Origin of the sequence: Pseudomonas sp. (assembly GCF_035497915.1) — a bacterium.
In the GTDB taxonomy this organism is placed as follows: Bacteria; Pseudomonadota; Gammaproteobacteria; order Pseudomonadales; family Pseudomonadaceae; genus Serpens.
The window spans coordinates 94,892-109,795 of record NZ_DATJCS010000054.1; the positions used below are offsets into that span (position 1 = coordinate 94,892).

Here is a 14,904-nt window from a genome sequence, read left to right on the forward strand (position 1 = left end):
ATGCTGAAAATCGTCCAACTTCTCGCGGGCGTTGCCGCCCTCCTGCTGTCCTTCCTACCCAGCCTCACCGGCGATTCCCTGCCCTACCTTCTCCAACCCGACGCGCTCTACCTGGCCCTGTTCGGCCTGCTCAACCTGGCCTTTGCCGCCCTGCCGGAGCATGCCCAGCTCAGCAACCGTCGCCCGCTGCAGATCCTCGCCAGCGTGCTGCTGATCATTGCCACTGCCGTTCAGGCCGCGGTACTGCTGGCGCCGCTGGAATTCATCGCCGGCCTGCCGGGCGTTGCCGCCGCCCTGCCGCTCGCCGCACTGGCCGTGCTGCTGCACCTGCTGCTCAACTGGCAACCGTCCCGTTCGTCGCGCCGGGCTTCGGGCGATGCCTACCAGGCGCCGCTCGGTGAAAACCGCGAGACCGGCACGGTCAAGTGGTTCAACACCACCAAGGGCTTCGGTTTCATTTCCCGCGATTCGGGCGATGACATCTTCGTGCACTTCCGCGCCATTCGCGGCGAGGGCCACCGCGTGCTCGTCGAAGGCCAGCGAGTGGAATTCTCGGTGATGCAGCGCGACAAGGGCCTGCAGGCCGAGGACGTGGTCACCACCGACCGCCGGTGACACCCGCCCCCGAAGAACGCCGCGCCCCCATGGCGCGGCGTTTTTTTATCCGGCAAAGGACCGACGGCATCGACAATGCCCGCACTTTGACCGCCATACTCCGTAAAATCGCCCCGCCCCGAGCGCCCGCCTCCGGCCTCCTCGATCCTCGTTCCGGTTACGTACACATGATCCAGCGTCCCCTCCTGCAGTTGTTCACCCGTACCAGTCTGGTCGCGCAGATTTTCATCGGCCTGGTCGCCGGTGTCCTGCTGGCCCTGTTCCTGCCCCAGGCCGCGCCGCAGGCGGGCCTGCTCGGCGAGCTGTTCATCGCCGCGCTGAAGGCTGTGGCCCCGGTGCTGGTGTTCCTGCTGGTCACCTCCGCCATCGCCAGCCACCCGCAGGGTCAGCCGACCCACATCCGCCCGGTGCTGGTGCTCTACCTGCTCGGCACCCTGTGCGCCGCCATCGTCGCGGTGCTCGCCAGCAGTCTGTGGCCCACCACGCTGCCGCTAGCCGAGGCCGCCACCGGCACCAACCCGCCCGGTGGCATCGGCGAGGTGCTCAAGACCCTGCTGTTCAACATCACCAGCAACCCGATCAAGGCCCTGCTGGAAGCCAACTACATCGGCATTCTCGCCTGGGCCATCGGCCTCGGCCTGGCGATCCGCCAGGGCAGCGAAACCACCCGGGCGGCCTTCGGCGACCTGGCCCGCGGCGTCACGCTGATCGTCAAGGTGGTCATCCATTTCGCCCCGTTCGGCGTGTTCGGCCTGGTGGCCACCACCCTGGTGGATACCGGCCTGCAGGCCCTGCTCGGCTATGCGCGACTGCTGCTGGTGCTGGTCGGCTGCATGCTGGTCGTGGCCCTGGTGGTCAACCCCGCCATCGTCTGGTGGAAACTGCGCCGCAACCCCTATCCGCTGGTCTTGCTGTGCCTGCGCGAGAGCGGCCTGACCGCCTTCTTCACCCGCAGCTCGGCGGCCAACGTGCCGGTCAACCTGCAGATCTGCGAACGCCTGGGCCTGCACAAGGACACCTATTCGGTGGCCATCCCGCTGGGCGCCACCATCAACATGGCGGGCGCGGCCATCACCATCAGCGTGCTCACCCTGGCTGCCGTGCACACTCTGGGCATCGCCGTCGATCTGCCCACCGCCCTGCTGCTGTGCCTGGTTGCGGCGATCAGCGCCTGCGGCGCTTCCGGTGTCGCGGGCGGCTCCCTGCTGCTGATTCCGCTGGCCTGCAGCCTGTTCGGCATTCCCAACGAGACCGCCATGCAGGTGGTGGCCATCGGCTTCGTGATCGGCATCCTGCAGGACTCGGCGGAAACCGCCCTCAACTCCTCCACCGACGTGCTGTTCACCGCCGCCGCCAGCCTGGCCGAAGAGCGCAAGCAGGTCTGAGCGCCGGGGCGGCAATGAAACACAGCACCCTGCACCTGCCCGCCGGCCCCTGGCCCACAGTGCTCGATGGCCTTTGCGCGCACTTTCCGGCGATCGGCCGCGAGGCGTGGCTTGATCGCTTCGCCCGCCAGCGCGTGCAGGACGAGCAGGGCCGCCCGCTGCCGGCCGATCACCCCTACCGGGAAGGACTGCGCATCCGTTATTTCCGCGAGGTGATGAACGAGGCGCGCATCCCGTTCGAGGAACAGGTGCTGTATCGGGACGAACACCTGCTGGTGGTGGACAAGCCGCACTTCCTGCCGGTGGTTCCGGCTGGCGGCTATGTGCGGGAAACCCTGCTCCACCGGCTGGTGGAGCGATTCGACAATCCACAACTGGTGCCGCTGCACCGGCTGGACCGGCTGACCGCCGGACTGGTGCTGTTTTCCTGCAACCCGGACAGCCGCGACGCCTACCAGGCCCTCTTCCGCCACCAGCGCATCGCCAAACGCTATGAGGCCCTGGCGCCAGCACTGCCTCGGCTGGACTTTCCGCTGCTGCGCCAGACGCGCCTGGAGCCGGGCGAGCCGTTCTTCCGCATGTGCGAAGCCGAAGGTGCGCCCAACAGCACAACGCGCATCGAAGTCCTGGAGCGCCTCGGCGACTACTGGCGCTACGCGCTCTACCCGGTCACCGGCCGCAAGCACCAGTTGCGCCTGCACCTGGCCGGGCTCGGCGCGCCGATTCTCAACGATCCGCTGTACCCGAACCTGAGCGACGCGCCCGAAGACCACGCCCGCCCCCTGCAGCTGCTCGCCCGGAGTCTGCGTTTCGAGGACCCGCTGGACGGGCAGGCCCGCACGTTCACCAGCCGACTGGCCCTTCAGTAATGGGGCGGCACCTCCTCATCGTCTTCGCTGCCGATCTGCGTCTGCAACTCGTCCTGGCGCTGCGATAGCGCACTGACCAGCAACTGCAGCCGCTCGATGTCACGTTGCTGGCGCACCACTTCGTCGTTCAGCGCCTGCAGGGTGTCGTCCTGGAAAGCCAGGCGGCTTTCCAGGTCGGCGATACGTTCTTCAACCGTCATGCCTTGCCCTCCTCGAAATGGAACTCTTCGGTCAGCACCAGGCCAAGCTTGTCCCGGATGCCTTGCAGCTCGGCTGCGGAATACGGCTGCGCCGGATGCTTGCCCCACACCGGCGCCGGCCAGGCCGGGTCGCCCTTGCGCCGCACGATCACGTGCATGTGCAGCTGGCTGACCATGTTGCCCAGGGTGGCGACGTTCATCTTGTCCGCCGCGAAGGTGTCCTTGAGGATTTCCGCCAGTTGCGTGGTCTCCTTCCAGAGCTGGCGCTGGTCCGGTTCGTCGAGCTGGAACAGCTCGCTGACGTCCTCGCGGCGCGGCACCAGGATGAACCAGGGGTATTGCCTGTCGTTCATCAACAGCAGGCGGCACAGCGGAAAGTCGCCAATGGGCAGGGTGTCTTTTGCAAGTTGCTCGGCCAGCACGAACATCGTGGGTTCTCCTGAGGTTTCTCCGGCGCCGATGGCGCTGCCGGCAGGATAGCGCCTGCCCCGGGGTTTTTCATCGCCCACACGCCCCCGGTCGCGTTGACTTGGCGGCATTTGTTGCTATGCCTTTCTGTGAGCGCCGTCACGCTTCTCCGGCAGGAGGAGTGTGTCGACGTCCAATGCCGCAGCGAACACGACCACAGGGAGACGTGGTGCCGAAGACGTACCAGAACGCCTGACGGGGACCCGCCTGGCAGCGCCAGGACGACCTCGACCCCATTCAAAAGGAGCTGTCACATGCACGTGATGAAGTTGAGCGCAATCGCCCTGGCTGTCACCGCCGGCGCTTCCCAGCTGGCCCTGGCCAGCGCCCAGTCCGAAGCCAAAGGATTGGTCGAAGACAGCAGCTTCGACCTGTTCAACCGTAACCTGTATTTCAACCGCGACTTCCGCAACAACGGTGACGACCCGGACGGCCAAAGCAAGGTCGAGGAATGGGCGCATGGCTTCACCGCCACCTTCGAGTCCGGCTTCACGCCGGGTATCGTCGGCTTCGGCTTCGACGCCTACGGCATGGTCGGCCTGAAACTGGACAGTAGCCCGGACAGAACCCGAACCGGCCTGCTGCCGGTTGGCTCCGACGGCTACGCCGAGGACGAATATGCCGAGGCCGGTGGCGTCATCAAGGCGCGAATGTCCAGCAGCGTGCTCAAGTACGGCCAGCAGATCGTCGGCGTGCCGGTGTTCGCCACCGACGACAGCCGCCTGCTGCCGGAAACCGCCACCGGTTTCCTGCTGACCAGCAATGAAATCGAAGGGCTGGAAATCAACGCCGGTCATTTCACCGCCCTGAATGCCCAGGCACAGACCGGGCACGACAGCCTTGGCCTGACAAGCGCCGATTTCATTGGCGGCACCTACGCCGTCGACGACAACTTCTCCGCCTCGCTGTACTACTCGGATGTGAAGGATTTCTGGCAAAAGGTCTATGGCAACCTCAACTACACCGTGGCGCTGGCCAACGAGCAGGCGGTGAACCTGGACTTCAACATCTACCGCACCGACTACGAAGAGGTTTACACCGGCACCGGCGACGAGGAGGGCAACACCATCTGGAGCCTGGCGGCCTCCTACAGCCTGGGCGCCCACCGCTTCATGCTCGCCTACCAGAAGTCCATCGGCGGCTTCGACGGCATCGGCTACGACTACGGCGTGGACGGCGGCGGCGCCGTCTATCTCGCCAACTCGGTGCAGCGCTCGGACTTCAACGCCGAGGACGAGAAATCATGGCAGGCCCGCTACGACCTGGACCTGGCGGCGGTCGGCCTGAACGGCTTCAAGTTCATGACCCGCTATACCTATGGCGACGATGCCGATGTGGGCACCACCGACAACGGCAAGGAATGGGAACGCGACATCGAAGTGCGCTACGTGGTGCCCGAAGGCCCGGCCAAGGACCTCAGCCTGCGCCTGCGCCAGGCCACCTACCGCAGCAGCGACGGTGTCTACTACGGCTCGCCGAGCATCGACGAGGTGCGGGTGATCATCGAGTACCCGCTGAGCATTCTCTGATAACGCCAGCCCATTGGCAGGAAACCTGCGGGGCCGGGTTTATCCCGGCCGTCGGAGTCACGACGAGCCCAGTACGGCACGTCAACCCCGCTGGCCGGCATAAAGCCGGCCCCACAGGCATCAGGCCAGGGGCGCCTTCTGACCGTGCGCAGCTCACCCCGGCAACGCATAGGTCCCGGTGACATGCGCCACCAGCACATTTTCCTGCCCCGCGCTGAACAGGGAGACCTCACATACTGCCTGGCGTCGGCCCAGGCGCAGGATGCGCGCCTCGGCCAGCAGATCCACCGGCGCCGGTTTGGCCAGGAAATTGATGTTCAGGTGACTGGTGACCGCCATCTCCACCCGACCCAGCGCCCCCAGCACCACGGCATACATGGCCGTATCGGCCAGCGCCATTTGCACCGGACCCGACAACGTGCCGCCCGGCCGCACCAACCGCCCGTTGAACGGCACCCTTGCCAGCGCCCGCTCCCCATCGACCCGTTCGATACGCAGGTCGATGTCCTCGGCCATCGGCACGCCTGCGCGGATCAGTGTCTGCACCTCGTGCGCGCTCAGATTCGCCATATTCCCTCCCCGGTTTGTGCCTGTACGCCTTGTTGGCGTGGCCGTACAATGCCGGGCTCTATTCCGCTCCCGCAACGGACGAAACGGCCAACATGCGTACCAGTCAGTATCTCCTCTCGACCCTGAAAGAAACCCCGTCGGATGCCGTGGTGATCAGCCACCAACTGCTGCTGCGCGCCGGGATGATCCGCAAGCTCGCCTCCGGCCTGTACACCTGGCTGCCAATGGGCCTGCGCGCCCTGCGCAAGGCCGAAGCCATCGTGCGTGACGAAATGGTCAAGGCCGGCGCCCTGGAAGTGCTGATGCCGGCCATCCAGCCCGCCGAGCTGTGGCAGGAGTCCGGCCGCTGGGAGCAATACGGTCCCGAACTGCTGCGCCTGAAGGACCGCCACCAGCGCGAGTTCTGCGTCGGCCCGACCCACGAGGAAGTCATCACCGACCTGGCCCGCAACGAGCTGAACAGCTACAAGCAGCTGCCGATCAATTTCTTCCAGATCCAGACCAAGTTCCGCGACGAAATCCGTCCGCGCTTCGGCCTGATGCGCGGCCGCGAGTTCATCATGAAGGACGCCTACTCCTTCCATATGAGCCAGGAATCGCTGCAGGAAACCTACGACCGCATGCACCAGGCGTACTGCAACGTGTTCACCCGCCTGGGCCTGAACTTCCGCCCGGTGCAGGCCGACACCGGCTCCATCGGCGGTACCGGCTCCCACGAATTCCACGTGCTGGCCGAGTCCGGTGAAGACGATATCGCCTTCAGCGACAGCTCCGACTACGCCGCCAACATCGAGAAGGCCGAAGCCATCCCGCGCGAGAAGGCGCGTGGCGCCGCCAGCGAGGCCATGCGCCTGGTCGACACCCCGGACGCCAAGACCATCGCCGAGCTGGTCGAGCGCTACAACCTGGCCATCGAGAAAACCGTCAAGACCCTGGTGGTGCACGCCGCCGAGGAAGGCAAGCTGATCGCCCTGATCGTGCGCGGCGACCACGAGCTGAACGAGATCAAGGCCGCCAACCACGAACTGGTCGCCAGCCCGCTGGTGTTCGCCTCCGAAGCCGAGATCCGCGCCGCCATCGGTGCCGGCCCGGGTTCGCTGGGCCCGGTCAACCTGCCGCTCCCCTGCATCATCGACCGCTCCGTGGCGCTGATGAGCGACTTCGGCGCCGGCGCCAACGTCGACGACAAACACTACTTCGGCATCAACTGGGAGCGCGATCTGCCGCTGCCGGCCGTCGCCGACCTGCGCAACGTGGTGGAAGGCGACCCGAGCCCGGATGGCCAGGGCACCCTGGTGATCAAGCGCGGCATCGAAGTCGGCCACATCTTTCAGCTAGGCACCAAGTACAGCGAGGCCATGAACCTCAACGTACTGGGTGAAGGCGGCAAGCCGGTCACCCTGATCATGGGCTGCTACGGCATCGGCGTGTCCCGCGTGGTGGCCGCCGCCATCGAGCAGAACTACGACGAGCGCGGCATCCTCTGGCCGGCCGCCCTGGCGCCCTTCCAGATCGCCATCGTGCCGATGAAGTACGAGAACGACAGCGTCAAGCAGGCCACCGATGCGCTGTACGCACAGCTCACCGCCGCCGGCTACGAAGTGCTGCTGGACGACCGCGACAAGAAGACCAGCCCCGGCGTGAAGTTCGCCGACATGGAGCTGATCGGCATCCCGCACCGCATCGTGGTCAGCGACCGCGGCCTGGGCGAAGGCACCCTGGAGTACAAGGGCCGCCGCGACAGCGAAAGCCAGAACGTCGCCCTCGACGGCATCCTGGAGTTCCTCAAGCAGCGCATCGCCGGCTGAAGACCCTGTAGGGCCGGGTGGGCCACTGCGGGGCGGGGCCGGCGCGGCTCCGGGTGGGTGCAACCCCGTCTGGTGGATCGGTTAAGCGTTAACTCGACTCCGCTGGCCGGCATAAAGCCGGCCCTACAGGTTTAATCCCGGCCGATGGGGTGGGCCGACGTAGGGTGGACCACGCTGTTCTTGTCCACCACCGCGCCGGCGCGGCGCGCCTTGCGCCGCGCTTGGTGGATCGGTAAAGCGCGATCCACCCTACGATTGCTTCAGCGCCGGACTTCGAATTCCGCATATCCCTGCGGCGTCTGTTCCTGTACCTCCACCCCGCTGACTTCCGCTTTCGGCGGCCCCTGCTCCAGCCAGCGCGCCAGGGCATGCACCGCCTGCTGCTCACCTTCCAGCCAGGCCTCGACCCGGCCATCCGGCAGGTTGCGCACCCAGCCATGCACGCCCAGCGCCGTCGCCTGTTCGGCGGTGCCCTGGCGGAACCACACGCCCTGCACCCGGCCGCTCACCCACGCCTGCAACGCGATGCTCATGAGCCCTCCCGCAGCGCCTGCAGTCGCGCCACCAGGCCGTCGGCGGTCTGCTCGCCGAGCAACCGTGCGCGGACCTTGCCGCGCTCGTCGACCAGATAGGTCGCCGGTAGTACACCGCTGGGCTCCAGGCCGAAATGCGCGGCCGGGTTATCAGCCAGCACGCTGAACTCGATGCCCATGCCCTCGGCCGCCCGCAGCAGCGCATCACCCTGCAGGCCGTCGAAGTTCACGCCCAGTACCCGCACCTTGTCGATCCGCGACGGCAGGGCATTCAGCTCGGGAATCTCCTTGCGGCACGGCGCGCACCACTCGGCCCAGTAGTTGATCACCAGCCACTGGCCCTGCAGGCTTTCGGAGGTCACTACCTGCCCATGCTGGTCGATCCCCAGATCAGCCGCGCCGCAGCCGGCCAGAGCCACGCACAGGCCCAGCGCCCATTGCTTCCATCCGTTCATGTCTTCTCCCCACGACCGACGCTCAGCCAGTCACCCAGGTTGCCGTGAAAAATGTCCACTCGCGCCTGCTCCAGCTCCGCCAGGCCGTCGCGCAGCGCCGGATACCAGCCCTCCGGCAGCTCCTCGGGCAGGCTCTGCAGCGCCGGCAGCACCCAGGGGCTGCGCGCCAGCAGGCGGTCCAGCGGGTAGGCATTCAGGTCGCGACATAGCACCCAGGCGTTGCCGGCCGTGCGGCACACCAGATGTTCGCGCTGCAGGAAGCCGAGGATCTCGTGCCATTCCTCCTCCGGCAGCGGCCAGCCCTCGCGCCGCAGCTGGGCATGGCGCAGCGTCGCGCCGGTACGCTGGCGATCCTGGAACACGCGCAGCACGCCGAGGGTCGCCAGCAGGCGAGGCAATGGCCGCGTGCGCCAGGCGCGCGTCGAGGAGAGATTGCAGGCCAGCTCCGCGCCCAGCAGCACGATCAGCCAGCACACGTAGATCCACAGCAGGAACAGCGGCACGGTGGCGAACGCGCCGTAGATAAGCTGGTAGGCCGGAAACGCGCTGACATACAGGCTGAACAGCTTCTTCGCCGCCTCCACCAGCAGCGCGCTGAACAGCCCGCCGAGCAGCGCATGGCGCACCGGCACGCGGGTATTGGGCACCACCGCATACAGCAGGGTGAACGCGGCGACCTCCAGCAGCAGCGGCGCGACGCGAATCAGCCAGGTGACGTCGAACAGCGCCCCCGGCCCGACCAGCAGCGACAGCGACGCCACATAGGTGCTGATGGCAAAGCCCGCACCGAGCAGCAGTGGGCCGAGGCTGAGAATCGCCCAGTAGATCAGGAAGCTGCTCACCCCACGGCGCGGCTGGCGCACCCGCCAGATGGTGTTGAAGGCCTTTTCGATGGTCAGCATCATCATCAGCGCGGTGACCACCAGAAAGATCACCCCCACCCAGGTCAGCTGCCTGGCCTGCTCGCTGAACGCCTGCAGATAGGAGAGCAGCGTCGCCCCGGTGGAGGGCACGAAGTTGCGGAAGATGAAGCTCTGCAGCTCGCCGCCCAGCTCGCGGAACGCCGGCACCAGCGAGATCACCGAGAAGGTCACCGTCATGGTCGGCACCACCGCGAACAGCGTGGTGTAGGTGAGCGACGCGGCACTGTCCAGGCCGTTGTCGTCCAGGAAGCGGCGAAACAGGAACCGCCAGAACTCCGCCACGTTGGCCAGCCACTGCCGCATGCCGTCTCCTTGCCGAATACCGGCGCCGCGAAAGGCCTCGCGCCTCCGCCAACCCGGGCGGGTAGAATACCCGCCACCTTACGTCGGAGGCGACCTGCCATGAGTGAATTGACCCTCTACCACAACCCGCGTTGCTCGAAATCGCGCGGCGCGCTGGAACTGCTCGAAGCCCGCGGCCTGGCCCCCACCGTGGTGCGCTACCTGGAAACCCCGCCCAGCGCCGCCGACCTGCGCGACCTGCTCGCCAAGCTGGGCCTGAGCGCCCGCCAGCTGCTGCGCAGCGGCGAAGAGGAGTACCAGACCCTCGGCCTGGCCGATGCAGCATTGAGCGAAGACCAACTGATCGAGGCCATGGTCGCCCACCCGCGTCTGATCGAGCGCCCGATCCTGGTGGCCGGCGACAAGGCCGTGGTTGGCCGTCCGCCCGAGAAAGTCCTGGAGATCCTGCCTTGAGTTCACCCTACATCCTGGTGCTGTATTACAGCCGCCACGGCGCCACTGCCGAGATGGCCCGGCACATCGCCCGCGGCATCGAGCAGGCCGGTTTCGAGGCGCGCCTGCGCACCGTGCCGGCGGTGTCCACCGAGTGCGAAGCCGTGGCCCCGGAGATTCCCGCCGAAGGCGCGCTGTACGCCACCCTCGACGACCTGAAGCACTGCGCCGGCCTGGTGCTCGGCAGCCCGACCCGCTACGGCAACATGGCCGCCGCGATGAAGTACTTCCTGGACGGCACCAACAGCCTGTGGCTGACCGGCGCGCTGGTCGGCAAGCCGGCGGCGGTGTTCACCTCCACCGCCAGCCTGCACGGCGGACAGGAAAGCACCCTGCTGTCGATGATGCTGCCGTTGCTGCACCACGGCATGCTGATCTGCGGCCTGCCCTACAGCGAAGCGGCGCTGATCGAGACCCGTGGCGGCGGCACGCCGTATGGCGCCAGCCATCACGCTGGCGCCGACGGCAAGCGTCCGCTGGACGAGCACGAAATCGCCCTGTGCCGCGCCCTCGGCCTGCGCCTGGCGCAGACCGCCGGCCAACTGGGAGAGCGTCGTGGCTAAGCAAAAGAAACCGCTGCCGGCCGTGGAATGGCTGCAACCGCGCGTGCGCTTCACCCGCTGGGTCAGCCTGATCGGCTACCTGGCGCTGATCCTGCTGATCGGCATCTGGAACGGCGTCTTCGCCGATCTGCACGGCGCACGCACCTGGGTGGTGCTGAGCATCGTGCTGGTGCCGCTGCTGATCCTCGCCCCCAGCGTGCTGCTCGGCCACGCACGCGGCCATGCCTGGCTGTGCTTCGTGGTGAACATCTACTTCATCCAGGGCGTGCTGGCCGCGTTCGACCCGGCCCGTGCGTTGTACGGCTGGGCCGAGGCGCTCATCAGTCTGGTGCTGTTCTGCAGCGCGCTGCTTTACACACGCTACAAGTTCCAGCTGGACCGCAAGCTGGCCGGGGAAAGCTGAGCCGGATCGCGAAACCGTGCTGTGGGAGCGGACTTGTCCGCGAGCTCTTTAGCCGGCTGGCAAGGTGCAAGCCGCTCCTGAAAAGCTCGCGAATGAATTCGCTCCCACGAGGTCCGTGCGGACCGCGGCTTAAACCGCCTCCGGCCTTTCCACCCGCCCATCCGGATGCTGCGCAAAGCGCCCGGATGTGCCGTGGGTATGCTCGCGACTCGGCCACGGCCAGCCGCCGAACTCGGTGCGCTGGTAATCCCGAATGGTCTGCACCAGCTCTTCCTGGGTGTTCATCACGAACGGTCCGCGCGCGGCCACCGGTTCGGCGATCGGCTTGCCTTGCAGCACCAGTACCTCGATCCCCTCGGCGCTGTCGTTGTGCAGCGGCGCAGGCTGGTTGGCGCGCACCTCCACCATCACCCGGCGGTCGAAGCGGGTGACGCCGACCACGAAGGAAGCCCCCGTGGTCAGGTAAATGGCCCGCCGCGCCCGATCCGAGGCCGCCGGCAGCGTGACGCTTGCGCCCGGCTCCAGGCGCACGATCCAGATGGCCACATCGGCGTCCGGCTCGCTGGCCCAGGACGCACGCGGCGGCGGCAAGGCGCGCACGGCACCGTAATCCCCGGCGATCACCTCCACCTCGGCACCGGGCAGCGTCACACGCGGAATGGTATGCGCCCAGAACATGGTGAGATCCGGCGCCGCCAGCTTGTTTTTGGCCGGCAGGTTCAGCCAGATCTGGAACAGGTCCAAGGTGTTGTCCTGGTCCTCATGCACCAGCGGAAACATCTCGCCGTGCTGCACACCGCTGCCGGTGGTCAGCCACTGCACGTCGCCTTCGCCGTAGCGCGCGGTGGCGCCCAGCGAATCGGCATGGTCCACCACCCCCTGGCGAACGATGGTCACGGTCTCGAAGCCGCGATGCGGGTGCGCCGGAAAGCCCGGGATTTCTTCGCCGTGGTACATGCTCCAGCCGTCCCGGCCGCTGAAGTCCATGCCGATGTCGCGCCCGCGCAACAGGGCGGCATCCGGCCCGAGGCGGCCGTTGCCCCTGGGGTAATGATCCTGGTGGTAGGCGGCGAAGATGAACGGATCGATGCCGGGCATCTGCGCGCCGAGGGGTTGGGCGCCGAGGATCAGCTCAGCGTTGTCGGACGTATTCATGCGCATGACTCCTGCTGCGTAACGGAGGGGGCTTCACTCACACCAGATCTGGATCTTCCCGTCCACCCAGCAGGACGGACTCATGGCATCGATAAAGAGCGGATCACCCGCATCGACGCTCTCCCAGCGGACCACCGGGCGGGACTCCTCGAACTCGTTCAGCCCGGTTGTCACCTTCCGCTTTCCGGTCAGGAAGTTGATGCTGCGCTCGGTGCGCTCACCGCTGTTGCGCATGAAGCCCCAGGTGTCCAGCCCGATCAACCGAAAGCGGCCCTCCTGATACCTGAACTTGAAGGTGCGATTGGAGACCGCATAACTGCCGCAGCTCAGCCAGTAGTGGAGCGAAACCTCCAGCAACCCTCGATTGACCTCGACACCACCCATGCTCAGCGGATCATCCAGGCACGGCGTCTCCTCATCGTGTTGGCTGGGCAGGAAATGGTCCACCGACAGCACCGGTCGATAACCGGCCTCACCGCCGAACAGCACCAGCAGGCGCCGAGGATTGAGGTTCAACTCGGCAGGACCCATGTAGTCATTGCCCTTGCGGTTAAGCGGATTGTCTTCCTCCAGGACCAGGACCCCATCCGGCCGGCCGTCCTTGTCGAGGTCGCCCATGGCCTGCAGGAACAGCGTCCAACCTTCGGGCACCCAGGCCCCGAACATGTCCTCGGTGGCCGGCTTGCCTACGACGACACCGCTGAACAGCAGCAGCGCCAACAAAACCATTCGCATGCTTACGTATCCTTGTGCGCTCGATCCGCGCCTGCCACAGCCGATAATCAGCGGCCCGCGTCCTTCACCGCGATGGCCTGCACCACCGCACCCAGACCGGTGTGGTAGATGCCTTCCACCACCTCGCGCTCCAGCTCGGCCAGGTGGGTGAAGGTCAGCCCGCGCAGATCCTCGATTAGCGATTCCCGGCTGGTCTTGGTTTCCAGCGACGGCCCACCCCCGGTGCCATAACGGAGCTGCTCGGGCGTGTAGGCTTCCAGCAGGAACACGCCACCGGGCTTCAGGCCGGCCACCACCTTGCGATGCAGCGCCGCGCGCGGGCCGGCCGGGAGCGGGCAGAAGATGGAGACGATGCCGTCCCAGCAGTTCTCGCCGATCTCGTAGTCGAGCAGGTCGGCCTGCACCAGCTCGATCTCCACGCCATGCTCGCGGGCGAGCTTTTCGGCCTTCTGCAGGCCGACCGCCGAGCCGTCCACCGCAGTCACGGCATAGCCCTGACGCGCCAGGAACACCGCGTTGCGTCCCTCGCCCTCGGCCAGGCTGAGCACCCGACCCTTGGGCAGCGCCTGAAAGTGTTCGGCCAGAAACTGATTGGGCTCCGTGCCATAGGCGTATTCCTCGGCGGCGTAGCGTTCATCCCACATGACGTTCTCCAACAGCGGTTGCAATGCTGCGCAGGCAACCATTCCAGCGGGGTAGGGGTCAACCGGAACATGGCGCCTCAGGCGAAGCGGATTCCAACCAGAAGTACCGGCACGAACGGCTCAAACCCGTAGCACTGCGCGAAAGCCCCGAGCGGCGTAATACGACTGCGCGCCATTGTGGTAGACAAAGGTCCGGCCGTAGCGGCGGTCCGCGAAGAGCGCCCCGCCGAGCGCACGCACCTCCGCCGGCGTCTGTATCCAGCTGGAGGTTCTCAGATCGAACTCGCCCAGTTCCTGGAGCGCCCGATATTGCGCTTCGGTCAGCAGGCTCACGCCCATGGCAGCGGCCATTTCAAGCGCGCTGCCCTGCGGCTTGTTGGCCTTGCGGGCGTCAAGGGCGGCCTGGTCGTAACAGAGGCTGCGGCGGCTAGGCGGGCTTTCCGCGCAGCAGTCGCAAAAGAGAATCTGACCGGAATCGTCATCGCGTCCGACCACATCCGGCTCGCCCCCCGTCTCCTCCATGGCGCGCAGGGCGGCAAGCGCCTCCGGAGCCCGTTCCAGCCGCGCCTGAACCTCGGACCAGCCGATGGCCGCGTGGCGCTGAGGGTGCTTGTCGAAACGGGTCTTGAGGGTCTCGAGCAGGGTGGCGTCGTTCATAGGCTATTGGCCCGGCCGAGGGTTCAGCAGCGCCTGCGCCTCTTCACTGAACCGAGCCAGCTCATCCGGCTCAAGTAAGTCGCGCACCTTGAGCTCGACCAGTTTGATGAACAGGTTCGAGCGCCGGGGATCGTCGAAACAGACCGCGACATCCTCGTTTCTTTCATTGATCAGGTAAAAAACCTTGAGAAACCGCTTATGTGCCGACTGCGTCTCGTCAGCCATCGCCTGAACACACTCTTGAAGAGCTCGCTCACACAGTCGGTTGAGCAGGGTAGGTTTCAGCGTTTGGAACAGCTTCCAGTCAGATTCCTTCATCGTTGTGCTTTGTCGATAGTCAAACGGTAGTGGGTGGGACAGTGACGGAAGGGGCTTTTCACAGGAACCCAGCTCAACGGTGCCCGAGGCGTCATTCCTGCGCCCCCTGCGATTGGTATGCGAGCGTATCAGTGGGTGAAGTGGCTGGTAGCAGGTTTTTCTACAGCCTCAACGATTAGCTAACAGGCGAGCAAAAGCGCAGCTTTTGCGAGTCCAGTGAGCGGAGCGAACGCCGTTAAGGATGGCCTGAAGTAGCCCCGTATTTCTGGCCGACTACAG

The 14,904-nt window shown here is 66.2% G+C and carries 18 protein-coding genes and 2 pseudogenes; 9 read left to right on the plus strand and 11 right to left on the minus strand.

Annotated elements, in window-relative coordinates:
* From VL129_RS16950 to VL129_RS16965, 4 genes and pseudogenes are all read left to right on the plus strand, one after another.
* A pseudogene (locus tag VL129_RS16950) lies at positions 1–321 on the plus strand (cold shock domain-containing protein membrane protein); the annotation flags it as partial.
* 81 nt (positions 322–402) lie between these two features.
* Positions 403–615: pseudogene (locus VL129_RS16955) on the plus strand (cold-shock protein); the annotation flags it as partial.
* A gap of 167 nt (positions 616–782) precedes the next feature.
* Entirely contained in the window at positions 783–2,000 is a 1,218-nt protein-coding gene (gene sstT / locus VL129_RS16960; RefSeq protein ID WP_325414818.1) for a serine/threonine transporter SstT, read from the plus strand.
* Between the two features lie 14 nt (positions 2,001–2,014).
* Positions 2,015–2,869: a pseudouridine synthase gene (locus VL129_RS16965; RefSeq protein WP_325414820.1), complete on the plus strand. Its 855-nt coding sequence runs from the start codon at positions 2,015–2,017 to the stop codon at positions 2,867–2,869.
* Here the strand turns inward: VL129_RS16965 and VL129_RS16970 are convergent.
* Both VL129_RS16970 and VL129_RS16975 read right to left on the minus strand, forming a co-directional pair.
* Positions 2,863–3,069, minus strand: coding sequence for a SlyX family protein (locus VL129_RS16970; protein ID WP_325414822.1), 207 nt, complete (start codon positions 3,067–3,069; stop codon positions 2,863–2,865). The genes VL129_RS16965 and VL129_RS16970 overlap by 7 nt on opposite strands.
* The gene (locus tag VL129_RS16975; RefSeq protein WP_325414824.1) at positions 3,066–3,497 is read right to left on the minus strand and encodes an HIT family protein; all 432 of its coding nucleotides are present in this window, start codon (positions 3,495–3,497) and stop codon (positions 3,066–3,068) included. Before VL129_RS16975 ends, VL129_RS16970 begins: the two co-directional genes overlap by 4 nt.
* 294 nt (positions 3,498–3,791) lie before the next feature.
* Here VL129_RS16975 and VL129_RS16980 point away from each other — a divergent pair, with 294 nt between their 5' ends.
* Positions 3,792–5,066, plus strand: coding sequence for an OprD family porin (locus tag VL129_RS16980; protein ID WP_325414826.1), 1,275 nt, complete (start codon positions 3,792–3,794; stop codon positions 5,064–5,066).
* A 153-nt stretch (positions 5,067–5,219) separates the two neighbouring features.
* Here VL129_RS16980 and VL129_RS16985 read toward each other — a convergent pair whose 3' ends face one another.
* Complete coding sequence (locus VL129_RS16985; RefSeq protein WP_325414853.1) at positions 5,220–5,627, minus strand: PaaI family thioesterase; 408 nt, start codon at positions 5,625–5,627, stop codon at positions 5,220–5,222.
* A gap of 101 nt (positions 5,628–5,728) precedes the next feature.
* On the opposite strand from VL129_RS16985, the gene VL129_RS16990 reads away from it, so the two are divergent.
* Positions 5,729–7,444 (plus strand): proline--tRNA ligase, encoded by a 1,716-nt coding sequence (locus VL129_RS16990; RefSeq protein WP_325414828.1) that lies wholly within the window; start codon positions 5,729–5,731, stop codon positions 7,442–7,444.
* A 260-nt stretch (positions 7,445–7,704) separates the two neighbouring features.
* Here VL129_RS16990 and VL129_RS16995 read toward each other — a convergent pair whose 3' ends face one another.
* From VL129_RS16995 to VL129_RS17005, 3 genes are read right to left on the minus strand one after another with little or no spacing between them, the layout of a single operon-like run.
* Entirely contained in the window at positions 7,705–7,977 is a 273-nt protein-coding gene (locus VL129_RS16995) for an acylphosphatase (protein WP_325414830.1), read from the minus strand.
* Entirely contained in the window at positions 7,974–8,432 is a 459-nt protein-coding gene (locus VL129_RS17000) for a TlpA family protein disulfide reductase (RefSeq protein ID WP_325414832.1), read from the minus strand. The genes VL129_RS16995 and VL129_RS17000 overlap by 4 nt, the downstream gene beginning before the upstream one ends.
* Positions 8,429–9,658: a YihY family inner membrane protein gene (locus VL129_RS17005; protein WP_325414834.1), complete on the minus strand. Its 1,230-nt coding sequence runs from the start codon at positions 9,656–9,658 to the stop codon at positions 8,429–8,431. The genes VL129_RS17000 and VL129_RS17005 overlap by 4 nt, the downstream gene beginning before the upstream one ends.
* A gap of 99 nt (positions 9,659–9,757) precedes the next feature.
* Here VL129_RS17005 and arsC point away from each other — a divergent pair, with 99 nt between their 5' ends.
* Genes arsC through VL129_RS17020 form a run of 3 tightly spaced genes read left to right on the plus strand, consistent with a single transcriptional unit; the run spans position 9,758 to position 11,116 of the window.
* Positions 9,758–10,111, plus strand: coding sequence for an arsenate reductase (glutaredoxin) (gene arsC / locus VL129_RS17010; protein ID WP_325414836.1), 354 nt, complete (start codon positions 9,758–9,760; stop codon positions 10,109–10,111).
* Positions 10,108–10,713, plus strand: coding sequence for an NAD(P)H:quinone oxidoreductase (gene wrbA / locus VL129_RS17015; protein ID WP_027590433.1), 606 nt, complete (start codon positions 10,108–10,110; stop codon positions 10,711–10,713). Before arsC ends, wrbA begins: the two co-directional genes overlap by 4 nt.
* Positions 10,706–11,116 carry a DUF2069 domain-containing protein gene (locus VL129_RS17020; protein WP_325414839.1) on the plus strand — a complete coding sequence of 137 codons (411 nt, stop codon included), beginning with the start codon at positions 10,706–10,708 and terminating at the stop codon, positions 11,114–11,116. The genes wrbA and VL129_RS17020 overlap by 8 nt, the downstream gene beginning before the upstream one ends.
* A gap of 129 nt (positions 11,117–11,245) precedes the next feature.
* On the opposite strand, the gene VL129_RS17025 is transcribed toward VL129_RS17020, so the two are convergent.
* The 5 genes from VL129_RS17025 to VL129_RS17045 all read right to left on the minus strand — a co-directional run bounded on the left by VL129_RS17025 (position 11,246) and on the right by VL129_RS17045 (position 14,625).
* Positions 11,246–12,271 (minus strand): pirin family protein, encoded by a 1,026-nt coding sequence (locus tag VL129_RS17025; protein ID WP_325414841.1) that lies wholly within the window; start codon positions 12,269–12,271, stop codon positions 11,246–11,248.
* Between the two features lie 33 nt (positions 12,272–12,304).
* Positions 12,305–13,006, minus strand: coding sequence for a hypothetical protein (locus tag VL129_RS17030; RefSeq protein WP_325414843.1), 702 nt, complete (start codon positions 13,004–13,006; stop codon positions 12,305–12,307).
* A gap of 47 nt (positions 13,007–13,053) precedes the next feature.
* A complete protein-coding gene (locus VL129_RS17035) occupies positions 13,054–13,650 on the minus strand; it encodes a class I SAM-dependent methyltransferase (protein WP_325414845.1) in 597 nt (198 codons plus the stop codon).
* A 120-nt stretch (positions 13,651–13,770) separates the two neighbouring features.
* Entirely contained in the window at positions 13,771–14,307 is a 537-nt protein-coding gene (locus VL129_RS17040) for a DUF4256 domain-containing protein (protein ID WP_325414847.1), read from the minus strand.
* Between the two features lie 3 nt (positions 14,308–14,310).
* Positions 14,311–14,625 (minus strand): hypothetical protein, encoded by a 315-nt coding sequence (locus tag VL129_RS17045; protein WP_325414849.1) that lies wholly within the window; start codon positions 14,623–14,625, stop codon positions 14,311–14,313.
* Positions 14,626–14,904: the final 279 nt, after the last annotated feature.

Bases quoted from the DNA above. Each gene is read 5' to 3' on its own strand.
- VL129_RS17040 (WP_325414847.1), bottom strand. From the start codon at position 14,307: ATGAACGACGCCACCCTGCTCGAGACCCTCAAGACCCGTTTCGACAAG.
- VL129_RS16965 (WP_325414820.1), top strand. From the start codon at position 2,015: ATGAAACACAGCACCCTGCACCTGCCCGCCGGCCCCTGGCCCACAGTG.
- VL129_RS16975 (WP_325414824.1), bottom strand. From the start codon at position 3,497: ATGTTCGTGCTGGCCGAGCAACTTGCAAAAGACACCCTGCCCATTGGC.
- VL129_RS16990 (WP_325414828.1), top strand. From the start codon at position 5,729: ATGCGTACCAGTCAGTATCTCCTCTCGACCCTGAAAGAAACCCCGTCG.
- VL129_RS17045 (WP_325414849.1), bottom strand. From the start codon at position 14,625: ATGAAGGAATCTGACTGGAAGCTGTTCCAAACGCTGAAACCTACCCTG.
- VL129_RS17035 (WP_325414845.1), bottom strand. From the start codon at position 13,650: ATGTGGGATGAACGCTACGCCGCCGAGGAATACGCCTATGGCACGGAG.
- VL129_RS17025 (WP_325414841.1), bottom strand. From the start codon at position 12,271: ATGAATACGTCCGACAACGCTGAGCTGATCCTCGGCGCCCAACCCCTC.
- VL129_RS16980 (WP_325414826.1), top strand. From the start codon at position 3,792: ATGCACGTGATGAAGTTGAGCGCAATCGCCCTGGCTGTCACCGCCGGC.
- VL129_RS17030 (WP_325414843.1), bottom strand. From the start codon at position 13,006: ATGCGAATGGTTTTGTTGGCGCTGCTGCTGTTCAGCGGTGTCGTCGTA.
- arsC (WP_325414836.1), top strand. From the start codon at position 9,758: ATGAGTGAATTGACCCTCTACCACAACCCGCGTTGCTCGAAATCGCGC.
- VL129_RS16970 (WP_325414822.1), bottom strand. From the start codon at position 3,069: ATGACGGTTGAAGAACGTATCGCCGACCTGGAAAGCCGCCTGGCTTTC.
- VL129_RS17000 (WP_325414832.1), bottom strand. From the start codon at position 8,432: ATGAACGGATGGAAGCAATGGGCGCTGGGCCTGTGCGTGGCTCTGGCC.
- sstT (WP_325414818.1), top strand. From the start codon at position 783: ATGATCCAGCGTCCCCTCCTGCAGTTGTTCACCCGTACCAGTCTGGTC.
- VL129_RS17005 (WP_325414834.1), bottom strand. From the start codon at position 9,658: ATGCGGCAGTGGCTGGCCAACGTGGCGGAGTTCTGGCGGTTCCTGTTT.
- VL129_RS16995 (WP_325414830.1), bottom strand. From the start codon at position 7,977: ATGAGCATCGCGTTGCAGGCGTGGGTGAGCGGCCGGGTGCAGGGCGTG.